A 20,912-nucleotide genomic window follows, 5' to 3' on the forward strand; every position below is an offset into this window, starting at 1 on the left:
GGCCCGGCGGGACCAGGGCGGCATCAACCGATCGGCTGACCTCCCTGTCGTCCACTATGCGCGCCGACGGCAGCCGGAACGCGGACCGGCGGGCGCCGGTTCCGGCCGGAGGATCGATGCAGAGCGAACGCCTCACGATCCCCTCAGGAGCCCGCCATGAAGAAGAAGTTCCTCCTCGGCACCACCGCGGCCGTCGTCCTCGCCGCCGGCACCTTCGGCGCCGTCTCCGCGAACGCCTCCTCCGCGCCGCAGGCCGCCCCCGCCGCCGCCCCCGCCGCGGCCGTCGCCAAGGCCGACGCCGAGAACGACAACCTGCGCCAGACCACGCACCTGACCATCGACGCCGCGACGAAGGCCGCGCAGGCGAGCCTGAAGGCCGCCGAGAAGGAGAACCAGCGGGTGTCGGTCGCGGTGGTCGACCGCAACGGCAACACCATCGTGACGCTGCGCGGCGACGGCGCGGGCCCGCAGTCGTACGAGTCGGCCGTGAAGAAGGCGTACACCGCCGTGTCCTGGAACGCCCCGACCTCCGTCCTCGTCGGCCGGCTGGCCAACACCCCGACCCTGAAGGACATCCCGGGCACCCTCTTCCTCGCCGGTGGCGCCCCGGTGACCGCCGACGGCGGCCCGATCGCCGGTATCGGTGTGGCCGGTGCGCCCTCCGGCGACCTGGACGAGAAGTTCGCCCAGGCCGGTGTGGCCTCCCTCAACTGACCCACGGCGGTTCTGAACCCTTCCTTCCGGTCGTACACGCGTTCCTGCGAGCGCGTCTGACTTCTTATGTCTGCTTAGGATCGGTTCGTGAACACTCGTAACCGCGTCCGGACCGGCGCCCTGGCCGTCGCCCTCGCCCTGCTCGCCGCCGCCTGCACGAGCGGCGGCAGCGGCGGCGGGGTGCAGGGCACGCCCGGCGCGGCCGGGCTGCGCGACCCGTACTTCCCCAAGCTCGGCAACGGCGGCTACGACGTGCGCCACTACGCGCTCACCCTGTCGTACGACCCCGCCTCCGGCCGCCTCGACGGACGCGCCGAGATCACCGCCACCGCCACCCAGGACCTCAGCGCGTTCAACCTCGACCTCGCCGGGCTCACGGTGCGCGACGCCACCGTGGACGGGGCGCCCGCCGCCGTCAACCGGGCGGGCGACGAACTGACCCTGCGCCCCCGCGAGGACATCGACAAGGGGGCGCAGTTCCGCGCCGTCGTGCGCTACTCCGGCGTTCCCGAGACCATCACCGACTCGGACGGCTCCAAGGAGGGCTGGCTCAAGACCGCCGACGGCGCCCTCGCGCTCGGCGAACCGACCGGCTCCATGGCCTGGTTCCCCGGCAACCACCACCCCTCCGACAAGGCGGCGTACGACATCACGGTCACCGTCCCCGCCGGGCTCACGGCCCTCTCCAACGGCGTGCGCACCGCCGAGCGCAAGGAGGCCGACGGCCGCACCACCTCCGTCTGGCACGCCGCGGAACCGATGGCGAGCTACCTCGCGATGCTCGCGATCGGGAAGTACGACATGAGCACCACGACCGCCCTCGGCAAGACCGAGGCCCAGGGCCAGACCCGGACCCAGGGTCAGCCCCAGCCCCAGGCCAAGGTCCCGGTGCTCACCGCCGCTGACCCGGAGGTCGCCGCGCGCACGGCCGCGCTGCGCGCCCGCATCCCCGAGATCCTCGAATGGCAGGCGGAGAACTTCGGCCCGTACCCCTTCGCCGCCGCCGGCGCGGTCGTCGAGCGCGACGGCGACGTCGGCTACGCCCTGGAGACCCAGACCCGGCCGGTCTTCCCCGCCTCCTCCTTCGTCGCCGGGACGCTCGTGCACGAGCTGGCCCACCAGTGGTACGGCGACTCCGTCTCGCCCGCGACCTGGCAGGACATCTGGCTCAACGAGGGCTTCGCGACCTACGCCGACTGGCTGTACCAGGAGGACTTCGAGCACGTCCCCGTGCAGAAGAACTTCGAGAAGGCGTACGCGAACGCCGATGCCTGGGCCTACTCGCCGGCCGAACCGCCCACCTCCGGCGACCTGTTCGGCACGCCCGTGTACGAGCGGGGCGCGATGGTGCTGCACCGGATCCGGCAGGAGGCCGGGGACGACACCTTCTACGAGATCCTGGCCGGCTGGCCCGCGAAGTACCGGCACGCCACCGCCACCACGAAGGACTTCATCGCGTACGCGGACTCGATGACGGACGCGGACCTGTCGGGCGTGTGGGACGACTGGCTGTACGGGGACGGCAAGCCCGCCCTGCCCGCCACGCCCTGAGTTCCCGCGGCAGTCAGAGCGTCAGAGCGTCAGAGCGTCAGAGCGCCTTGCGCATCACGATGCACGGGCGGCCGTGCTCCAGGTCCGGGCGGCGCGCGGTCTCCTCGTAACCGAGCGAGGTCCAGAAGGCCAGCGCGCGCGGGTTGTTCTCCAGTACGGCGAGCCGCAGCCCGGTCCTGCCCCGCGCCCGGAAGCTCTCCTCGACGTACGCGGCGAGGCGGCGGCCGAAGCCCGCGCGGTGCGCGCCCGCATGGACCATCAGCAGGCCCAGCCACGGGTCGGGTTCGGCCGGGTCGGGGTGGCGGGCGAGGGTGACGGCGATGCCCACGAGCCGTCCCTCGGAGCGGGCGAGCAGCACCTCGGCGTCGGGATGCGCGAGCTCGTCGGCGAGGGCGGCGGCGACCTGCGCGGGCAGGATCCGGTCCGGGTCCGGGAAGTCGCCGCTGAGCTGCTGGAACTCCCGGTTGGAGGCGTACAGCTCGGTGAGTTCGGTGAGCAGCGGGCCGGGGATGTCGTGCGGGTCCTTGGCGGTCAGCGGTTCGACGATCATCGGGAAAGCGTAGAGCCCCGGCGCCCGGGTGTGCCGGGTTCCGGGGCTCTACGTTGATCCGCGGACGCGCGGATACGCGTACGTCAGAGGTTGACGCCGAAGTCGCGGGCGATGCCCTCCAGGCCGGAGGCGTAGCCCTGGCCGACCGCGCGGAACTTCCACTCGGCACCGTTGCGGTAGAGCTCGCCGAAGACCATCGCGGTCTCGACGGCGGCGTCCTCCGACAGGTCGTAGCGGGCGATCTCGGCGCCGCCGGCCTGGTTGACGATGCGGATGTACGCGTTGCGGACCTGGCCGAAGTTCTGCGAGCGGTTCACCGCGTCGTAGATGGAGACCGGGAAGACGATCTTGTCGACACCGGCCGGGAGGCCCGCCAGGTTGACGTTGATCTGCTCGTCGTCGCCGCCGCCCTCGCCGGTGCGGTTGTCGCCCGTGTGGACGATGGTCTGGTCCGGGGTGGACTTGTTGTTGAAGAAGACGAAGTGCCCGTCGGAGACGACCTTGCCCATGGCGTCCACACCGATGGCGGAGGCGTCCAGGTCGAAGTCCGTGCCCGTGGTCGTACGGACGTCCCAGCCGAGGCCCACGGTGACGGCGGTGAGGCCCGGGGCCTCCTTGGTCAGGGAGACGTTGCCGCCCTTGGAGAGGCTTACAGCCATGGGAAGTCCCTTTCTGAGGTCCTGCGGGTGTCGAACTCGTCGCTCGCATTAACGCACGAGAAGCCCCGGCGGTTCCAAAAGGGGGTGACGGGCGGGTCGTGCTCCGGGGACCATGGGACGCATGTCCGGTCCCTATCTGATCCGTGGCTCCGTCTCCCTGCCCGAGGCCGAGCTCATGTGGCGTTTCTCGCGGTCGTCGGGGCCGGGCGGGCAGCACGTCAACACCAGTGACTCGCAGGTGGAGCTGCGCTTCGACCTGGCGGCGACCGAGGCGCTGCCCGAGGTCTGGAAGGCGCGCGCCCTGGAACGGCTCGCGAGCCGGCTGGTCAACGGCGTGATCACCGTACGGGCCTCGGAGCACCGCTCGCAGTGGCGCAACCGGGAGACGGCCGCCGTCCGCCTCGCCGCGCTCCTCGCGGAGGCCACCGCGCCGCCGCCGAAGCCGCGCCGCCCGACGAAGATCCCGCGCGGCATCAACGAGCGCCGCCTGCGGGAGAAGAAGCAGCGCGCGGAGACGAAGCGCGGCCGCCAGGCCCGCGACTGGAGCTGACGGCGCGAGCCGGCCCGCGCGCCGCGCTCAGCCCAGCGTCCGGTACCTCCCCCGGAAGTACGTCAGGGGGCGGCCCTCCGCCGAGGGCAGGGTCGCGGCGAGGACCCGGCCGATGACCAGTGTGTGGTCGCCCGCGATCACGCGGTTCTCCGTGCGGCATTCGAGTGTCGCGAGCGCGCCGCCGATCAGCGGGGCGGGGCTGTGCACGCCCCGGGTGTACGGCAGGTCGGCGAAGAGGAGGCGGTCGCTGACGCGGCCCTTCATCGCGAAGCGGCCCGCCACGTGCCGCTGGCTCTCGGCGAGCAGCGAGACCGCCCAGACCGGGACGTCGGCGAGCAGGTCGTCCATCCGGGAGCCGTTGCGCAGGCTGACCAGGACCAGGGGCGGGTCCAGGGAGACGGAGAGGAACGCGGTGGCGGTCATGCCGACGTCCTCGCCGCGCGGGCCGTCCTCCGGGTCGTGGGCCGTGACCAGGACCACGCCCGCCGCCAGGCGGGACATGGCGGCCCTGAACTCGTCGTTGCTCACCCCCTCAGCATGAGGGATGGCCAGGTCGAGGGCGGTGGTAGCCGTCGTGGGCGTCGTCTGCAGCACCCTCGCACGCTAATCCGGGCGCCCGCCGCGCCGCATCGGGCCCCGGGACCAGCCGGGCTGCCCCGCCGGTCCTAGGACCCGCCCGTCCCAGGACCCGCCCGTCCTGGACCACCTTCGTCTCCCCGCCCCGCACCGTTCACGTACCGTTTGCAAACCCCGGCGATATGCTGTGACTTGAGTCACAGAGCGCAGTATTTGTTGACCCTGTGTACCGGGTGCACAGCTCGCTGTGATTCAGTGGCAAAGACAGTGCACACCACGAAGCCGATGAAGCCGATGAGAACCCAGGAGTCAGCTGTCGAGGTCTCGGGGAGAGCGAGCGATGGAGACCGAGTCGGAGCCGTACGTCCGTCTTGCGACCCTGCGGCAGCTGCATCAGGTCGTGGCGGACCTCAACACCGCCCGCAGCCTGGCGGACACCGTGCAGGCCGTCGCCGACGGCATCGTCGCGGGCCTCAACTATGAGCTGGCCTGCGTCAACCTCGTGCGCCCCGACGGCGACCTGATCGTCTCCGCGTTCGCCGGCAGCGCCGCCGCCGAGGCCCTGATCACCGGCCGGGTCGGCTCCCGCAGCTCCTGGGACCGGCGGCTCTCCATGGGCGAGGCCTGGGGCGACCTGCGGTTCATCCCGCACTCCGAGGGCTGGGTGCTCCTGGAGGACGACGTCCCGCAGTGGCACACCGACGGCCCCGCCCCCCGCTTCGAGGACGAGTGGCACCCGCACGACCGCCTCTACGCCCCCATGTACACCTCCGCCTCCGCGCGCGAGCTGCTCGGCGTGATCTCCGTCGACCGCCCGCGCAACGGACGCCACCCCGGCCCCTGGGGCCGCGAGGCGCTCCAGATGTACGCCTCGCAGGCCGCCATCGCCATCAGCAACGCCCGGCTCCGCTCCAACATGCAGCGCGCCCTCATCCGCCTGGAGCGCGAGCAGCAGGCCCTGCGCGCCAGCGAGGAGTCCTTCCGGCAGGCCTTCGAGTACGCGCCGTCCGGCATGGCCATCGCCGAGATGGGCGGCGACCAGTACGGGCGCCTGCTGCGCGCCAACGACGCCCTGTGCCGCCTCCTCGGCCGCCCCGCCTCCGTGATGCGCCGCTACAGCTTCGCCGACCTCGTCCACCCCGAGGACATAGGCACCCTGTTGCGCACCTCCGCCGAGGGCGGCCGTGCCGAGCTGCGCCTGGGCCGCCGGGACGGCACGTACGTCTGGGTGTCCCTGCGCAACTCCGTCGTCGCCGACACCGCCGACGGCCCCCGCTTCCTCCTCACCCACGTCGAGGACATAGAGGAGCGCAAGCGGCACGAGCTCCAGCTCGCCCACCGCGCCTCGCACGACGCCCTCACCGGTCTCCCCAACAGCGCCGAGCTGCGCTCCCGGCTCGCCGCCCGGCTCTGCGAGCGCCCCTTCGCCGCCTCCGCCCCCGAGGGCACCCCCGGCTTCGAGCCGCCGTACGGCTACGACGAGTACGACTACGAGCACGGCTTCGGCTTCTCCCCGGCCGCCGGCGCCGCCGGGGCGTACGACGGGCATGTGCACAGCGTCGCCCCCACCGGCGGCGACATCGACGACGGCACCAAGGGGCTCGCCGTCCTCTTCTGCGACCTCGACGGCTTCAAGTCGATCAACGACCGCTTCGGGCACCACACCGGCGACGCCGTGCTCATCGAGGTGGCCCGCCGGCTCACCACGGGCGTACGGGACGGGGACACGGTGGCCCGGCTCGGCGGCGACGAGTTCGTGGTCCTCGCCGACGGCCTGGGCTCGGCCGACGCCGCCGACCTCGCGGTCCGGCTGCGGAACGCGATCATCCCGCCGATCCGGGTGGACGGGCGGGCGGTACGGGTCGGGGCCAGCTTCGGCATCGGCTGGGCCGAGTGCGGCATGACCGTCGAAGAGGTCCTGAACAGCGCCGACCAGCGGATGTACATCGAGAAACGGTCCCGCTCGAAGGTGCACCGCAGGGCCGGATAGGCGCAGGTGACACGGCTGTTGGGGCCTGTGCGCGAGGGTCGTTCACCGGACGTACACGAAGCGCCGAACCGGTCACACAGCAGCAAGAGGTAGGCTCGGCCGGTCGGCGACGGCTGGCGAGCAGTGGATAGGAGTGACCCGGATGGCTGCCGGTAACGACGGCACGAACAAGCCCGAGGACGACGATCCGTTCGGCTATCTGTACGCCGACGGCCAGGCGGCGGGTGCGCAGCCACCCTCCGGCGGCGGCTACGGCTACCCGGGTCCGGCGGCGCAGCCGGGCGTGCCCCGTACCTCGTACAACCAGGTCCGCGCGGTCGGCGAGCGGCAGTACGGCGGCCACCAGCAGGCGGCGGCGCAGCTCCCGCAGCAGCAGGGTTACGGACAGCAGCAGCCGGGTTACGGGCAGCCGAACCCGCAGTACGCGGCGCCCGAGACCTACCCGGGCGGCGGCGGCAACGGCACGTACCGCCCCGGCCCCGCCCAGCCCGCCGGGCGCGGCACCGGCGGCCGCGGCCCCAACACCAAGGGCCTGCTGATCGGCGCCATCGCGGTCGTCGCGGTCGTCGTGGCCGGCATCACCGCCGCCGTGATCGCCAACAGCGGTGACAAGACGGACGGCGCGGGCGGCGTCACGCCGACGGGCGCGCCGACCCAGGTCTCGCAGTCCCCCTCGGAGGCCCCCACCCAGGCCACGAAGGCCCCGCAGGCGCTGCCGCAGCAGGACGCGGCGACGCTGAAGCTGGGCGGCTCGGCGGCCCTCGCCAGGGACATCAAGGGCGCGGAGGGCGCGGACGGCGCGTACGTCACCGGCTTCAACGCGCTCGGGTCCTCGGTGACCTGGCAGGCGGACGTCGAGAGCGCCGGCACCTACAAGCTGTACGTGCGCTACGCGATCCCGGCGAAGGACGCCTTCGCGACGCTGACGGTGAACGACAAGGCCAACACGAACCCGATAGGCCTGAAGAACTTCATCCACTCCTCGGACCCGAACCTGGAGAAGAACTGGCAGACCACCTGGGCGCCGGTCGATCTCAAGCAGGGGCAGAACACGATCAAGATGTCGTGCGAGCCGGGCAACCAGTGTGACGTGATCTTCGACTGGCTGGAGATCCGGCCGAACGCGTAGGCCGGACGGACAGACGACGACGAGGGCCCCCGCGGGGGCCCTCTCCCGTTTCTCGGAGCAGGCGCGGTTACGCCGCCGCCCGGTCGTGGACGGTGATGCGGGGAAGCAGGGACTCGTAGGCGGACTCGTCGAACTCGCCGGCCACCGGGGAGAGGACGGTCGCGGCGGAGAGGGCGACGGCGTGGCTGAGGCGGGTGGGCCAGTCGGCGCCGTCGACCAGGCCGGCGAGCAGCGCGGCGACCGCCGAGTCGCCCGCGCCGGTCGGGTTGCCCTTCACCGGGGCCGGCGGGGCGGCCTGCCACAGGCCGTCCGGGGTGGCGGCGAGCAGGCCGTCGGGGCCGAGGGAGGTGACGACGGCGTGGGCGCCGCGGCGGCGGGCGTCGCGGGTGGCCCGGTAGGGCTCGCGGGAGCCGGTGAGCTGGGCGAGTTCGGCCGCGTTGGGCTTGATGAGTTCGGGGCGGGCGGCGATGCCGCGGCGCAGCGGTTCGCCGCTGGTGTCGAGCAGGGCGGGGACGCCGGCGGCGCGGGCGAGGCGGACGAGTTCGGCGTACGCGCCGACGTGGATGCCCGGCGGGAGGCTGCCGCACAGCGCCACGGCCCGGGCGCCGTCGAGGAGTTCGGTGAAGCGGGCGGTGAACGCGGCCCATTCGGCGGCGGTGACGGCCGGGCCCGGTTCGTTGAGCTGGGTGGTGTCGCCGGTGGCCGCGTCGACGACGGCGACGGTGCGGCGGGTGCCGCCGGAGATCGGGACCAGTTCGTCGTGGACCCGGCCGGGGAGTCCGGCGGTGGTGGCGGCGAGCAGCGCGCGTACGGTCGCGCCGGTGGCGCCGCCCGTGAAGCCGGTGACGACGGTCTCGTGGCCGAGTGCGCCGAGCACGCGGGCGACGTTGAGGCCCTTGCCGCCGGGGCGTTCGATGACCTGGGTGACGCGGTGCGAGGCGTGCGGGAGGAGCGCGGGGACGCGATAGGTGAGATCGAGCGCGGTGTTGAGCGTGACGGTCAGGATCACCGGCCCACCTCCCCTGTTGTCGCCAGGCGCCCTGATCATGCCAAACAGAAGGCGGTTGGCCCAGACCCCCGGACCAACCGCCTGGAGACGGTGGCGGCGAAATCAGCCCAGCTTGGGCTCAACCACCCACGCGCCCTTGCGCATCACGCCCTTGAGCTCGAAGTCCGCGTCGAGGACCACGAGGTCGGCGTCCTTGCCGGGCTCCAGGGAGCCGACCCGGTCGTACACGCCGAGCAGTTTCGCGGGGTTGGCGGAGATGGCCTGGACGACGGACTCGACGGGGAGTCCGTCGACGGTCGCGGCGCGCTTGAACGCGCGGTCGAGGGTGAGCGTCGAGCCGGCGATGGAGCCGCCCTCGACGAGCCGCGCGACGCTGTCCTTCACCTCGACCTCCAGCGGGCCGAGCATGTAGCGCCCGTCGCCGAAGCCGGCCGCGTCCATGGCGTCGGTGATGAAGGCGACCCGCTCCGGACCGGCGTGGTGGAAGGCCAGTTCCAGGGCGGCCGGGTGCAGGTGGGTGCCGTCGTTGATGAGCTCGACGGTGATCCGCTCGTCCTCCAGGAGCGCGGCGATCGGGCCGGGCGCGCGGTGCCCGAGGCCGGGCATCGCGTTGTAGAGGTGGGTGGCGACGGTGGCGCCCGCGTCGATGGCGGCCCGCGTCTGCTCGTACGTGGCGTCGGTGTGGCCGATGGCGGCGATCACGCCGTGCTCGGCGAGCAGCCGTACGGAGTCGAGGCCGCCCGGCAGCTCGGTCGCGAGGGTGACCATGCGGGCCTGGCCGCGCGCGGCGTCGATCAGCTTGCGCACCTCGGCGGGCTCGGGGTCGCGCAGCAGGGTCTCGTCATGGGCGCCCTTGCGGCACGGGGAGATGAACGGGCCCTCGAAGTGGATGCCGGCGATCTCGCCCTGCTCGGCGAGCTCGGAGAGCAGTCCGGCCCGCCGGCCGAGGAAGTCCATGTCGCCGGTGACGAAGGAGGCGACGACGGTGGTCGTGCCGTGCTGCCGGTGGGTGCGGACGCCGGTGAGGATCTCGTCCACGGTGCCGGAGGTGAAGGACGCGCCGCCGCCGCCGTGGTTGTGCATGTCGACGAAGCCGGGCACCAGCCAGTGGCCGGACAGGTCGAGGGTGGGGGCGCCCTCCGCGGCGCTGCCCGCGATGCGGCCGTTCTCGACGATCACCCGTCCGTTCTCGACGGTCCCGGTCGGCAGCACCACACGGGCCCCGGTGAGAACAGTGGAAACGGCCATCAGGCGGATACCTCCGAGTCGGTGGGGCGGTCGAGGGAGCTCTGGTCGGCGAGCAGGTCCCAGGCGAGGAGGCCCGCGCCCAGGCATCCGGCGGTGTCCCCGAGGGCCGCCGGGACGATGGCGGGCAGCTTCTGGAACGTGACGCGCTCCTCCACGGCGGCCCGAAGGGGTGTGAACAACGTTTCCCCTGCTTCGGCGAGACCGCCACCGATGATGAGCGTGCGGGGGTCCAGCAGGGTGAGGGCCGTGACCAGACCGTCGGCGAGCGCGTCGACGGCGTCCTGCCAGACCCGTACGGCGGCCGGATCCCCGGACTCGACGGCCTTGGCGCAGTCGGCGGCGTCGGCGTCGGGGCCGCCGGAGGCCTCGGCCCAGGCGAGGGAGACGGCGGAGGCGGAGGCGTACCGCTCCAGGCAGCCGCGCTGGCCGCAGCCGCACTCCGTACCGCCCGGGCGGACGACGATGTGGCCGATCTCGCCCGCGTAGCCGTGGGCGCCGGCCTCGATGGCACCGCCGATGCCGATGGCGCCGGCGATGCCGGTGCCGAGCGGCACGAAGAGGAAGCGGTCGGCGCCGTTGCCCGCGCCGATCCGGCCCTCGGCGAGGCCGCCGGTGCGCACGTCGTGGCCGAGGGCCACGGGGATGCCGCCGAGGCGTTCGCTGAGCAGGGCGCGCAGGGGGACGTCGCGCCAGCCGAGGTTGGCGGCGTAGACGGCGATGCCGTTCGCGGCGTCGACGATGCCGGGGACGGCGACGCCGGCGGCCGCGGCGGGCTCGCCGTACCGCTCCTGGCCGAGGGCGCGCAGCTCCTCGGCGAACCCGAGGATCGTCTCGACGACGGCCTCGGGCCCGCGCTCGCGGCCGGTGGCGCGCCGGACCTCGTGGAGCAGGGTGCCGTCCGCCCCGACGAGGGCGGCCTTCATGCCGGTGCCGCCCACATCGAGGGCGATGACGTGTCTCACGGGGACAGTGTCGCGTGTCAGCCCCCGAAAGGTCTAGTCCACTGTGATGGATTGTTGCGGACGGATACAAAAGCGGGTGGGGCCTGGCCAGGTCGTGCGCGGGGGTGCGCCGCACCGCACGGCGATGCGGCGGCGGTGTGCGGCAATGCGGCGGCACCGCGCGGCAATGCGTTGCCGAAGCGATATGCGAGTGGTGTAGACCTCCGGTGAAGGTGCGGGGGAAACTTGCGGCCGAACATTGCCTCGACGATGAGCAAAAGGTGGGTTACGGCTGTGCAGCGGCGACGATTCCTGGGACTGGCCGCGGCGGCCACGGCACTCGGACTGACCGCCGGCCTCTCCGGCTGCGGCACCCTCGGCGGCGACGGCGGCGGTGACGTCACCCTGAAGCTGGTGGCGGCCGACTACGACCTGTCGGGCGGCGACTCCACCAAGAAGTACTGGGAGGGCCTGGTCACCGCCTTCGAGGCGAAGAACCCGGGCGTGAAGGTCCAGGTGCAGATCGAGTCCTGGAACGACGTCGACCGCAAGGTCGCCGAGCTGGTCAAGGCGGGCGAGGCGCCCGACATCGCCCAGATCGGCGCGTACGCCGACTACGCGGCCGCCGAGCAGCTCTACGCCGCCGACGAGCTGCTCTCGATCCCCGTACAGGCCAACTTCCTGGCGCCGCTCGTCGACGCCGGCGAGTACAAGCGCACCCAGTACGGCCTGCCCTTCGTCGCCTCCACGCGGCTGATGTTCTACAACGAGGACCTCTTCGAGGAGGCGGGCGTCGACAAGGCCCCGACCACCTGGGCCGAGCTCGCCGCGGCCGCGAAGAAGCTGGACAAGAAGGGCGTCACGTACCCCTTCGCGCTGCCGCTCGGGCCCGAGGAGGCCCAGGCCGAGACCATGATGTGGCTGCTCAGCGGCGGCGGTGGCTACATCGACGGCGCCGGCCACTACGACCTGGACTCCGAGGCCAACCTCGACACCTTCGAGTGGCTGCGTGACAACCTCGTCGCCAAGGGCCTCACCGGCCCCACCGCCCCCGGCGAGCTCAACCGCAAGGAGGCCTTCGCGGCCTTCGCGCGCGGCGAGGTCGGCATGCTCAACGGGCACCCCTCGCTCATGCAGGAGGCCGCCAAGAAGGGCGTCAAGGTCGGCAAGGTGCCGCTGCCCGGCGTCGACGGCAAGGCCAGGGCCACCATGGGCGTCGCCGACTGGATCATGGGCTTCAGGCAGAACGGGCACCGCAAGGAGATCGGCGCCTTCCTGGACTTCGTCTTCGACGACAAGAACGTCCTGAAGTTCGCGGGCGACAACGACCTGCTGCCCGCCACCGTCACCGCCTCCGCGGCCATGCAGGCCGACCCGGAGTCGGCCGAGCTGCGCGAGTTCCTGGAGGCGCTGCCCGAGTCCCAGCTGCCGCCGGTCGGCAAGACGTCCTGGGCGCAGGTCAGCAGCAACGTGAAGAAGGACATCGGCAAGGCGGTGGAACCCGGCGCCAAGTCCTCGGACGTACTGGCGCGCCTGGCCCGGCAGGCGGCGGCGGCCGAGTCCTCCGAATAGACCGCACCGCATAAATTGGTCTGTATGACCAGCGAAACAGGGGAGCCGTCCGCGGTGCCGGAGGCGGCGGGTGCGGGTGCGGGTGCCGGTGCGGCCGCGGCCGCGCTCAGCGAACGCGAGCGGGCCGTCCTCGCCGTGGAACGGCGCTCCTGGCCCGGCCCCGGCGCCAAGGAGCGGGCCGTACGCGAACAGCTCGGCCTGTCCGCCACCCGCTACTACCAGCTGCTCAACGCCCTGCTCGACGACCCGCGGGCCCTGGCCCACGACCCGGTCACGGTCAACCGCCTCCGCCGGGTCCGCGACGAACGGCGCACCCGCCGCTGACGGCCCCGCGGGGCGGTTCGCTGTCCGTACGCCGACCTGCGCGCTGCCTGCACGCCGCCCGCGCCGCCGGGCGGGTCGGCAGCCGGGTCGGCGTGCCGCTGTGCGTACGCCGACTACGCGGCCGCCTGCCCGGCTTTGCGTACGCGGACCCGCGCGCTGCCTGCACGCCGCCCGCGCCGCCCGCTCGGCCGCCTGCTTGGCCGCCCGCTCGGCTGTGTGCCCGCTCGCCCGGCCTGCTGCCCGTGCCGCTCACGGGACGGGCGCCCGCCCAGCCTGCTGCCCGTGCCGCTGACGGGACGGCCCGGCATCGGTAGGGTCGTACGCATGGTCAGCAGCCTTCCGCACCCGACCACAGCCGCCGGCCGCGACGGACTCGCCGCGCTTCTCGCGCGGCCCGAGAAGGCCGTCGTGGCCCTGGACTTCGACGGGACGCTCGCCGAGATCGTCCCCGACCCCGAGCAGGCCCGCGCCCACCCCGGCGCCGTGCCCGCCCTCGCCGCCCTCGCCCCGCATCTGGCGGCCGTCGTCGTGGTCACCGGCCGGCCCGCCGGAGTGGCCGTACGGTACGGGGGCTTCGCCGGCGTCCCGGGCCTTGAGCACCTGGTCGTCCTCGGGCATTACGGCGCCGAGCGCTGGGACGCCGTCTCCGGCACCGTCCAGGCCTCCGCCCCACACCCGGGCGTCGCCTCGGTCCGTGCCGAGCTGCCCGGCTTCCTCGACCGGATCGGCGCCTGGCCCGGCGTCTGGATCGAGGAGAAGGGCCGCGCGGTCGCCGTCCACACCCGCCGGGCCGAGGACCCGCAGGGCGCCTTCGAGGCCCTGAAGGGCCCCCTCGGCGACCTCGCCACCCACCACGGCCTGGTCCTGGAACCGGGCCGCCTGGTCCTGGAGCTGCGCCCGCCGGGCATGGACAAGGGCGTGGCCCTCGCCGACTACCTGCGCGAGACCGGCGCCGGAGCCGTCCTGTACGCGGGTGACGACCTGGGCGACCTCGCGGCCTACGCGGCCGTCGAGAAACTGCGCTCCGACGGCACCCCCGGCCTCCTCGTCTGCTCCGCCGCCGAATCCTCCGCGGTCCCCGACCTCGCCGCCCGCGCCGACCTCACGGTGGCGGGCCCGGCGGCGGTGGTGGACCTGCTTGCGGCGCTCGCGGAGGCGATGAAGGGACGCTGACGGGATGACGAAGGGCCCCGGACCGCACTGCGGTCCGGGGCCCTTCATCCTGTCGGCCTACGCGGCCTTACGGGTTCACCACGCTGATCGTCAGGTCGTCGCCCGCGTCACCGGTGATCGTGACCTTCGTGCCGTGGCCCGCGACCTTCACGCTGGCCTGGGGGGCCGTCGCGTCGTAGTAGGCGTTCGGGTCGGTGTCCTCGAAGACCGGCAGGCCGGGGACGGACGGGGCGCAGGCCGCCTTCGTCACGACCGACTGCTGCTTGCCCTTGCCGGCCAGGACCTCCTTGTGGAGGCAGGTCGCGTCCGTCGGCTCCAGGCCGAAGGTGGCGTCGAAGGGCTGACGGCGGTTGCTGGGCGCGGTGCCGTCGTCCCAGCGGAACGGCGTCGGACGGGCGTCGACCACCATCGCCGAGCCGCCGCCCGGGTGGGTGCTGACGTTGTTGTCGTCGAAGGAGCGGTCCACGTACCAGACCAGCATGCCGTTCTGGAACGTGAAGAACTCGACCCAGTCGGGGGCGGTGATGCCCTTGCTGAACTGGTACGGGCCCTCGGCGAGGAGCGCGTCGGCGCCGACGTACTCGCGGTTCTCCACCAGGTAGTAGCGCGGCGCGGTGGCCGTCTCGGTGCCGGTGGAGATCTTCCAGCGGTCCTGCGCGGTCCAGCCGTTGGTGCCCTGCTCGACGTCGTCGGTCGCGAGCGTGGTGCCGCCGGAGCCGAAGGTGATGTCGTCGAGGAACGCGCCGGCGAAGTGCACGCCGCCGTCCGTCTGGTAGCGGAAGCGGAACAGCGAGGGCAGGCCCGCGGAGTCGTACGAGAAGCGCAGCGTCGTCCACTTGCCGGCGGAGGAGCCGGAGACCCCGGCGCCCGCGCGCTGCCAGTTCGCGCCGCCGTCGAGGGAGTACTCGGCGAAGAGGTAGTCGTAGTCCGCCTCGATCTCGTACCAGGCGCTCGCCTTGACCGTGACCCGCGAGCTGGCGGGGACGGAGCGGGTGAGGGACTGGTTGAGTCCGTCGGCCGAGCCGGTCCACCAGGCGTGCGAGCCGGAGGCCGGCGTCGTGTAGGTGGTGCTGCTCGCCTTGTCGGGGAGCGCGATGCGGACGGCCTGCGCCTTGCCGGCGACCTGGAGGGCGGCGGGGCTCAGGGTGTACGAGCCGGTGGCGCCGAGCGGCGCGTCGGCGTAGTCCAGCCAGCCGAGGAACAGCTTCTCCTCGGCGCCCATGAGACCCGGGTGGGTGCCGATGCCCTCGTTGGCGGCGGCGCCGTGGCCGAGCCAGGAGCCGGAGCTCATCAGGGTCCAGAAGGCGGTGGAGTTCTCGCCGCCGTTGGTGTCGTAGAAGTCCGGCAGGCCGAGGTCGTGGCCGAACTCGTGGCAGAAGACGCCGAGTCCGCCGTTCTCGGGCTCGGTGGTGTAGTCGCCGAGCCAGTACTTCGACTGGCCGATGCGGGCGCCGCCCGCCTTGTTCTGGGTGCCGGAGACGTCGGGGCCGGTGAGGCCGTAGTCGTCGCCGTTGACGTACCAGCGGTGCGACCAGATGGCGTCCTCGCCCTGCGCGCCGCCGCCCGCGTCCTCGCCCATGCCGGCGTGCACGGCCTGGAAGTGGTCGATGTAGCCGTCGGCCTCGTCGAAGTTGCCGTCGTGGTCCCAGTCGTTGCGGTCCCAGACGTCGAACTGCGCGAGGTACGCGTCGATCTCGGCGGGCGTCTTGCCGGCCGCGAGCTGCGCGTTCCACCAGGCGTCGCCGGAGTCCTGGATGAAGGCCCAGGAGCCGCCGGTGTCCTCGACCGAGTTGTCGCCGTAGTAGGAGGCGTTGTTGGGGACCTTGACCCAGTCCTCGACGGTGTTGGCGACGGAGTAGCGGCCGCTCGACAGCTTCTCGTAGAACGTCTTCATCGACTCGCCGGAGCCGTTGAAGTGGTTCTCGTAGTAGGCCTTGGAGAAGTCCGCGGTCCAGGCGTTGGAGTTGTCGGTGCTGCGGTCCGGCTGCGGAATCTGGTTGTGCAGCGGGCCGGGGGCCGTGCCGAGCTTGCCGGAGCTCAGGTCGCCGAACTCGGAGAGGATCGTGAAGATCTTCTCCTGCCGGGTCGCCGTCGTGGTCTCGGTCTCGGCGAACTTGCCGGGCGCGACCTCGACGACGCCGCGGGCGTTCGCCTTCGCCTTGCCCTTGGCGACCAGGTCGATCGCCTGCTTGCGCAGCTCGCTGCGCTGCTTGCTGAGCGGCCCGGGCCGGTCGTCCGACCGCGGCGCGGTGGTGGCGCTCTGGCTGCCGTCCGGGGCTTCCTGCGCCACGGCGGGGGTGAGTCCCGCGGCGAGGAGTGCGGTGAGCGCCGACCCGAGGGTCATGCCCACAACCATCTTTTTCTTCAAGGCTGCGCGATCCCTTCGCTCGCATGCGGGGTGCCGCATGGTTCGCGTGGTTCCGTAGGAGACTTACGGATCGCCTGGGGGAACGATCGGCGCGAGTCTGGCACGGAAGGACGCGCAGGAGGAGGGGGGAGATCCCGAGGAATTCCCTCTCCGTACATAGGGGTGGGGTAGGGGAGGGGCAGGGTCCGGTTGGGCCGGGCCGGTTCGGGCCGGGCGTCAGCCCGTCCGGCCGGGGGCGGGACTCCCGGCCGCCGGGGCCGGGTCCGCCAACGGCGTGTCCTTCCAGCCGTGTTCCAGCAGGGCGAACAGCTCGCGGAGCGCCCGGGCCGGGTCGTCGCCCGTCCGGCGGGCCAGGTCCGGGGCCTCCAGGGCGAAGCGGGCGAGGCCGGTGACGGCGAGGTCGTCCGCGGCCAGGCCGGTGGCCTCGGCGAGCGCGGCGGCCAGCGCCTGTTCGTGGCGTGACCACATGCGCCGGGCGTAGTCCCGCAGCGCCGGCGTCGACTCGACCAGGACGTGGGTCGGGTCGTCGGTCCGTACGGCGGTACGGGTGTCCACCAGGTGGTCGCGCAGGGCGTGCAGGACCGACCGGCCGGGGGCCCGGTCGCGTACCGCCGCGACCAGCGCGCTCTCCAGGTCCTCGTCCAGGTCGAAGACGAGGGCCTCCTTGCCGGGGAAGTGCTTGAAGAGCGTGCTCAGCGAGACGTCGGCGGCCTCCGCCACCTCGCGGACGCCGACGGCGTCGTAGCCGCGCTCGGTGAACAGCCGGACGGCGGCGTCGGTCAGTGCCTGCCGCGTCTGGGCCTTCTTGCGCTCGCGGCGCCCGGTGGTCTCAGCCATGGCGGCATCGTACCCCTGCCTGGCGGATCCGATAGTCAAGGCGATCAGCTCCAAAATCGAATCGGTTGTACTTTTGGAGCGGCTGTGATTCCGTGAAGAGGGCGACGGCATCTCGCCGACGCCCCTTCCCGCCCATCCGTCGAACGGAGCGTGCTTCCCCATGTCCCTCACCACCCGTCCTCGTCCGCGCGTCGCGATCGTCGGCGCGGGCCCCGGCGGTCTCGTCTGCGCCCGCGTCCTCCAGCGGCACGGCGTGCCGGTCACCGTCTTCGAACGGGACGGCGGCCCCGACTCCCGTGCGCAGGGCGGCACCCTCGACATCCACGAGGAGACCGGCCAGGCGGCCCTGCGCGCCGCCGGACTCCTCGACGGCTTCCTCGCGCTGGCCCGGCCCGAGGGCCAGGAGTGGCGCCTGTACGACCGGCACGCCACGCTCGTACGGCACGACCGGGCCCCGGAGGGCGACCTGAGCAGGCCCGAGATCGACCGCGGACGGCTGCGCGCCCTGCTGCTCGACTCCCTCGCTCCGGGCACGGTCCGCTGGGGCCGGGCGGCGCGGTCCGTCACGCCGCTGCCCGACGGCACCGCGCGGCTGCACCACGAGGACGGCACCGCCGAGGAGTTCGACCTGGTGGTCGGCGCCGACGGAGCCTGGTCACGGGTGCGGCCCGCGCTCTCCGGCGCCCGGCCGGCGTACTCCGGCGTGACGATGGTCGAGGTCCGCTTCGAGGACGTCGACCGCCGCCACCCCGGCATCGCCCGCCTGGTCGGCGACGGCACCATGTCGGCCAAGGCCGGCCGCGACAGCCTGGTGCTGCAGCGCAACAGCGACGGACACGTCCGCGGCTACGTCGTCTTCCGCGGGCCCGAGGACTGGCACGCCGGCCTCGACCTCGCCGACACCGGCTCCGTACGCACCCGGCTCCTCGCCCGCTACGAGGGCTGGGACGAGAGCCTGCTCGCCCTCCTGCGCGACAACGACGGCGACTTCGTGAACCGCCCCGTGCACGTCCTGCCCCTCCCGCACACCTGGCCGCGCGTCCCCGGCGTCACCCTGCTCGGCGACGCCGCCCACGTGATGCCGCCCGTCGGCACCGGCGCCAACCTCGCCCTGCTCGACGGCGCCGACCTCGCCCGCGCCGTACTCGACCACCCCACCGTCGAAGCGGCCCTCGACGCCTACGAGAACGTCATGCTCCCCCGCGCCCACACCCACGCCCAGACCGCCGCCCACATGCTCGCCGACCTCATCCCCGACCCCGACACCGACGCCCCCCTCTTCCCGGACGCGGTCTGGCCGACGGACGCCGCGCGGCCTGAGTCTGCGCGCCGGTGACCCCGCCCGGGGCGTGATCACCGGGCGGTGGCGGTCAAGCGGCGGGCGCCCCGACCAGCCTCGGCGAGCGCCGCCCCGTACACTCCTCCCACCTTCGAGATCCTGCCGGGGGGCCGGATCTCCTCCGTACTCGTCCCAGGGGGGGACCTCATGCGCCTGCGCGCGCTCTTCCGTGCCGGCCTCGCGACCACCGCGGCCGTCGGCAGCCTGGCCACCGCCGCGGTCGTCGCGCCGACCGCCCAGGCCGCCACCGGCAATCTGCAGATCACCAAGGTGGTCGTCAACGGAGGGCAGGACATCGTTCTCGGTACGGCGGTGAAGAGCGTGACGGTCACCGCCACCATCAGCGAGGACTCCGGGCTGAAGGCGGTCTGGATGCACCTGGAGCAGCGGAGTGGCGACAACCTGCGCTTCGACGTCCACGGTCTCGCCACCTGCTCCGGCACGGGCACGGTGAAGACCTGCTCCCGCACCTTCACCTTCGACCCGCGCTCCGACGTGATCTACAACTCGCTCGCGGGGCGGAACGGCTGGTGGGCCTACGTCCAGGTGGAGGCCCAGGACGGGGACTACGCGAGCGGCGACTTCCCGTCCGTCGGCCTGCGTCGGCAGACGGCCCTGACGATGGACGCGGGCCCCGAGCCGGTGCGCAAGGGCACCACCCTCACCGCCTCCGGCAGGCTCACCGCGGCCAACTGGGACACCAACACCTGGACCGCTCTCTCCGGACAGTCCGTCCAGCTCCAGTACTGCACGTATCCGTGCACCGGGTACACCACGGTGAGGACCGTGACGACGAACTCGACCGGCTACCTGAAGGCCTCGCTCACGGCGTCCGCCGACGGCTACTGGCGCTGGTACTACCCGGCCACCACCTGGGCGCAGCCCCGCATCTCGAACGCCGACTTCGTCGACGTCCGCTAGGACTGCTCCCGCAGGGCCTCCAGTTGGTTCAGGAACCAGCGTTGGGGTGGGAGGGCGGTGGCCGCGGTGGCGAGGCGCTTTGTGCGGTCGGTGCGTTCGGTCGGGGGCATCGACAGGGCGTCGTGGAGGGCCTCGGCGGTTTCTGTGATGTCGAAGGGGTTCACCGTCAGGGCGTCCCCGCGGAGTTCCTCGTGGGCGCCGGCCTCGCGGGAGAGGACGAGCGCGCAGCCGGCCTCGGAGACCACCGGGATCTCCTTGGCGACCAGGTTCATGCCGTCGCGGACCGGGTTGACCAGGGCCACGTCGGCGAGGCGGTACGCGGCGAGGGAGCGGGTGAAGTCGTCCTCGACGGAGACCAGGACCGGCTGCCAGTCGGGGGTGCCGAACTCGGCGTTGATCTCCTCGGTGAGGGCGACGACGGAGGCCGTGTACGCGCGGTAGGACTCCAGGTCCTGGCGCGAGGGGTAGGCGGAGGCCAGGTGGACGACCCGGCCGCGCCACTCGGGGTGGGTGGTGAGCAGTTCGCGGTAGGCGAGGAGGCCGCGCAGGATGTTCTTCGACAGCTCGGTGCGGTCGACCCGGACGATGGTCTTCCGGTCTCCGACCTCGGCACGGAGTGAGGCCAGGCGGGCGTCCACCTCGGGGCGGTGGGCCAGGGCGAGCAGGTCGTCGCCGTCCACGCCCAGCGGGTACGCACGCACCCGGGTGCGCCGTCTGCTCCGGCCCGGGCCGTCCCACCGGCCGTGCTCCACTCCGCGCCAGGGGTCCCCGCTGGGCCACACGCCCTCCGCGTACCCCTGGGGGCTGTCGATGCGGGCGCCCTGGATGAACGCGGACGCCCATCCCCAGGTGTGGAAACCCAGCTCGTCCGCGCCGAGCATCCCCCACAGCAGCTCCTGGAGGATGTCCTCCGGCAGCATGCGCAGGTAGGCCGGCGCCGCCCACGGCGTGTGCGTGAAGTGCCCGATCCGCAGGTCCGGGCGCAGCTCGCGGAGCATCCCGGGGACCAGCGCCAGGTGGTAGTCCTGCACGAGCACCGCCGCGCCCTCGTCGGCGGCGTCCGCGAGCGCCTCGGCGAAGGCGCGGTTGTAGGCGCGGTACGACTCCCAGCGGCGGCGGAAGGCCGCGTCGAAGACCGGCTCGCGCGGCACGTCGTACAGATGGTGGTGCAGGAACCACAGCACCGAGTTCGCGATGCCGTTGTACGCGTCCGCGTACACCTCCGGCGCGATGTCCAGCATCCGGACACCCGGCTCGGCGACCCCGCGCCGCACCGCCTCCCGGTCACCCTCCCCGAGCGCCGCGCACACCCACACGCTGTCCTCGGACGACACCGCGCTCAGGCCCGAGACCAGGCCGCCGCCGCCCCGCCGGGCGTTCAGCGATCCGTCGTCCCGCACGGTGTACGAGACCGGGCCGCGGTTGGATGCGACGAGCACAGAAGCCATACGGCGAACCTAG

The 20,912-nt window shown here is 72.9% G+C and carries 19 protein-coding genes; 10 read left to right on the top strand and 9 right to left on the bottom strand.

Annotated features, from left to right (window positions below; all coding sequences use genetic code 11):
• Positions 1-156 precede the first annotated feature (156 nt).
• Both AB0C73_RS00595 and AB0C73_RS00600 read left to right on the top strand, forming a co-directional pair.
• The gene (locus AB0C73_RS00595) at positions 157-714 is read left to right on the top strand and encodes a heme-binding protein (RefSeq protein ID WP_362523021.1); all 558 of its coding nucleotides are present in this window, start codon (positions 157-159) and stop codon (positions 712-714) included.
• Positions 715-801: 87 nt separating this feature from the next.
• Entirely contained in the window at positions 802-2,265 is a 1,464-nt protein-coding gene (locus AB0C73_RS00600) for a M1 family metallopeptidase (protein WP_362523023.1), read from the top strand.
• A gap of 37 nt (positions 2,266-2,302) precedes the next feature.
• Here AB0C73_RS00600 and AB0C73_RS00605 read toward each other — a convergent pair whose 3' ends face one another.
• Together AB0C73_RS00605 and AB0C73_RS00610 are read right to left on the bottom strand one after the other, a co-directional pair.
• Entirely contained in the window at positions 2,303-2,815 is a 513-nt protein-coding gene (locus tag AB0C73_RS00605) for a GNAT family N-acetyltransferase (RefSeq protein WP_362523025.1), read from the bottom strand.
• Positions 2,816-2,898: 83 nt separating this feature from the next.
• Positions 2,899-3,474, bottom strand: coding sequence for a TerD family protein (locus tag AB0C73_RS00610; protein WP_362523027.1), 576 nt, complete (start codon positions 3,472-3,474; stop codon positions 2,899-2,901).
• Between the two features lie 112 nt (positions 3,475-3,586).
• Between AB0C73_RS00610 and arfB the strand changes: the two genes are divergently transcribed.
• Complete coding sequence (gene arfB, locus AB0C73_RS00615) at positions 3,587-4,024, top strand: alternative ribosome rescue aminoacyl-tRNA hydrolase ArfB (protein ID WP_362523028.1); 438 nt, start codon at positions 3,587-3,589, stop codon at positions 4,022-4,024.
• A 27-nt stretch (positions 4,025-4,051) separates the two neighbouring features.
• Here arfB and AB0C73_RS00620 read toward each other — a convergent pair whose 3' ends face one another.
• Positions 4,052-4,618 carry a flavin reductase family protein gene (locus tag AB0C73_RS00620; protein ID WP_362523030.1) on the bottom strand — a complete coding sequence of 189 codons (567 nt, stop codon included), beginning with the start codon at positions 4,616-4,618 and terminating at the stop codon, positions 4,052-4,054.
• A gap of 322 nt (positions 4,619-4,940) precedes the next feature.
• Here AB0C73_RS00620 and cdgB point away from each other — a divergent pair, with 322 nt between their 5' ends.
• Complete coding sequence (gene cdgB, locus AB0C73_RS00625; RefSeq protein WP_362523032.1) at positions 4,941-6,590, top strand: diguanylate cyclase CdgB; 1,650 nt, start codon at positions 4,941-4,943, stop codon at positions 6,588-6,590.
• A 142-nt stretch (positions 6,591-6,732) separates the two neighbouring features.
• Positions 6,733-7,719, top strand: a complete 987-nt coding sequence (locus AB0C73_RS00630; RefSeq protein ID WP_362523034.1) for a CBM35 domain-containing protein — start codon at positions 6,733-6,735, stop codon at positions 7,717-7,719.
• Between the two features lie 67 nt (positions 7,720-7,786).
• Here the strand turns inward: AB0C73_RS00630 and AB0C73_RS00635 are convergent, their stop codons facing one another.
• The 3 genes from AB0C73_RS00635 to AB0C73_RS00645 all read right to left on the bottom strand — a co-directional run bounded on the left by AB0C73_RS00635 (position 7,787) and on the right by AB0C73_RS00645 (position 10,938).
• The gene (locus AB0C73_RS00635; protein ID WP_362523036.1) at positions 7,787-8,728 is read right to left on the bottom strand and encodes a 1-phosphofructokinase family hexose kinase; all 942 of its coding nucleotides are present in this window, start codon (positions 8,726-8,728) and stop codon (positions 7,787-7,789) included.
• Positions 8,729-8,830: 102 nt separating this feature from the next.
• A complete protein-coding gene (gene nagA / locus AB0C73_RS00640; RefSeq protein WP_362523038.1) occupies positions 8,831-9,976 on the bottom strand; it encodes an N-acetylglucosamine-6-phosphate deacetylase in 1,146 nt (381 codons plus the stop codon).
• Positions 9,976-10,938, bottom strand: coding sequence for an ROK family protein (locus AB0C73_RS00645; RefSeq protein ID WP_362523040.1), 963 nt, complete (start codon positions 10,936-10,938; stop codon positions 9,976-9,978). The genes nagA and AB0C73_RS00645 overlap by 1 nt, the downstream gene beginning before the upstream one ends.
• Before the next feature lie 249 nt (positions 10,939-11,187).
• On the opposite strand from AB0C73_RS00645, the gene AB0C73_RS00650 reads away from it, so the two are divergent.
• From AB0C73_RS00650 to otsB, 3 genes are all read left to right on the top strand, one after another.
• Positions 11,188-12,489: an extracellular solute-binding protein gene (locus AB0C73_RS00650; RefSeq protein ID WP_362523042.1), complete on the top strand. Its 1,302-nt coding sequence runs from the start codon at positions 11,188-11,190 to the stop codon at positions 12,487-12,489.
• A gap of 24 nt (positions 12,490-12,513) precedes the next feature.
• Positions 12,514-12,813, top strand: a complete 300-nt coding sequence (locus tag AB0C73_RS00655) for a DUF3263 domain-containing protein (protein ID WP_362523044.1) — start codon at positions 12,514-12,516, stop codon at positions 12,811-12,813.
• Positions 12,814-13,137: 324 nt separating this feature from the next.
• Positions 13,138-13,986, top strand: a complete 849-nt coding sequence (gene otsB / locus AB0C73_RS00660) for a trehalose-phosphatase (protein WP_362523046.1) — start codon at positions 13,138-13,140, stop codon at positions 13,984-13,986.
• A gap of 67 nt (positions 13,987-14,053) precedes the next feature.
• Here the strand turns inward: otsB and AB0C73_RS00665 are convergent, their stop codons facing one another.
• Complete coding sequence (locus AB0C73_RS00665; RefSeq protein ID WP_362523048.1) at positions 14,054-16,330, bottom strand: immune inhibitor A domain-containing protein; 2,277 nt, start codon at positions 16,328-16,330, stop codon at positions 14,054-14,056.
• A 240-nt stretch (positions 16,331-16,570) separates the two neighbouring features.
• Positions 16,571-17,191 (bottom strand): helix-turn-helix domain-containing protein, encoded by a 621-nt coding sequence (locus tag AB0C73_RS00670; protein ID WP_362523050.1) that lies wholly within the window; start codon positions 17,189-17,191, stop codon positions 16,571-16,573.
• A gap of 160 nt (positions 17,192-17,351) precedes the next feature.
• Between AB0C73_RS00670 and AB0C73_RS00675 the strand changes: the two genes are divergently transcribed.
• Together AB0C73_RS00675 and AB0C73_RS00680 are read left to right on the top strand one after the other, a co-directional pair.
• Positions 17,352-18,527, top strand: coding sequence for an NAD(P)/FAD-dependent oxidoreductase (locus AB0C73_RS00675; RefSeq protein WP_362523052.1), 1,176 nt, complete (start codon positions 17,352-17,354; stop codon positions 18,525-18,527).
• A 150-nt stretch (positions 18,528-18,677) separates the two neighbouring features.
• On the top strand, positions 18,678-19,451 hold the full coding sequence (locus AB0C73_RS00680) for a calcium-binding protein (RefSeq protein ID WP_362523054.1): 774 nt from the start codon (positions 18,678-18,680) through the stop codon (positions 19,449-19,451).
• Here AB0C73_RS00680 and AB0C73_RS00685 read toward each other — a convergent pair.
• The gene (locus AB0C73_RS00685) at positions 19,448-20,899 is read right to left on the bottom strand and encodes a trehalose-6-phosphate synthase (protein WP_362523056.1); all 1,452 of its coding nucleotides are present in this window, start codon (positions 20,897-20,899) and stop codon (positions 19,448-19,450) included. The genes AB0C73_RS00680 and AB0C73_RS00685 overlap by 4 nt on opposite strands.
• Between the last annotated feature and the right edge of the window lie 13 nt (positions 20,900-20,912).

It is taken from the genome of Streptomyces sp. NPDC048623 (assembly GCF_040650755.1).
Taxonomy (GTDB): domain Bacteria; phylum Actinomycetota; class Actinomycetes; order Streptomycetales; family Streptomycetaceae; genus Streptomyces.

Excerpts from the sequence above, each read along its gene's own strand:
- AB0C73_RS00595 (WP_362523021.1), top strand. The coding sequence starts at position 157 with ATGAAGAAGAAGTTCCTCCTCGGCACCACCGCGGCCGTCGTCCTCGCC.
- AB0C73_RS00605 (WP_362523025.1), bottom strand. The coding sequence starts at position 2,815 with ATGATCGTCGAACCGCTGACCGCCAAGGACCCGCACGACATCCCCGGC.
- AB0C73_RS00610 (WP_362523027.1), bottom strand. The coding sequence starts at position 3,474 with ATGGCTGTAAGCCTCTCCAAGGGCGGCAACGTCTCCCTGACCAAGGAG.
- arfB (WP_362523028.1), top strand. The coding sequence starts at position 3,587 with ATGGGACGCATGTCCGGTCCCTATCTGATCCGTGGCTCCGTCTCCCTG.
- cdgB (WP_362523032.1), top strand. The coding sequence starts at position 4,941 with ATGGAGACCGAGTCGGAGCCGTACGTCCGTCTTGCGACCCTGCGGCAG.
- AB0C73_RS00630 (WP_362523034.1), top strand. The coding sequence starts at position 6,733 with ATGGCTGCCGGTAACGACGGCACGAACAAGCCCGAGGACGACGATCCG.
- nagA (WP_362523038.1), bottom strand. The coding sequence starts at position 9,976 with ATGGCCGTTTCCACTGTTCTCACCGGGGCCCGTGTGGTGCTGCCGACC.
- AB0C73_RS00650 (WP_362523042.1), top strand. The coding sequence starts at position 11,188 with ATGAGCAAAAGGTGGGTTACGGCTGTGCAGCGGCGACGATTCCTGGGA.
- AB0C73_RS00655 (WP_362523044.1), top strand. The coding sequence starts at position 12,514 with ATGACCAGCGAAACAGGGGAGCCGTCCGCGGTGCCGGAGGCGGCGGGT.
- otsB (WP_362523046.1), top strand. The coding sequence starts at position 13,138 with ATGGTCAGCAGCCTTCCGCACCCGACCACAGCCGCCGGCCGCGACGGA.
- AB0C73_RS00665 (WP_362523048.1), bottom strand. The coding sequence starts at position 16,330 with ATGACCCTCGGGTCGGCGCTCACCGCACTCCTCGCCGCGGGACTCACC.
- AB0C73_RS00670 (WP_362523050.1), bottom strand. The coding sequence starts at position 17,191 with ATGGCTGAGACCACCGGGCGCCGCGAGCGCAAGAAGGCCCAGACGCGG.
- AB0C73_RS00675 (WP_362523052.1), top strand. The coding sequence starts at position 17,352 with ATGTCCCTCACCACCCGTCCTCGTCCGCGCGTCGCGATCGTCGGCGCG.
- AB0C73_RS00680 (WP_362523054.1), top strand. The coding sequence starts at position 18,678 with ATGCGCCTGCGCGCGCTCTTCCGTGCCGGCCTCGCGACCACCGCGGCC.
- AB0C73_RS00685 (WP_362523056.1), bottom strand. The coding sequence starts at position 20,899 with ATGGCTTCTGTGCTCGTCGCATCCAACCGCGGCCCGGTCTCGTACACC.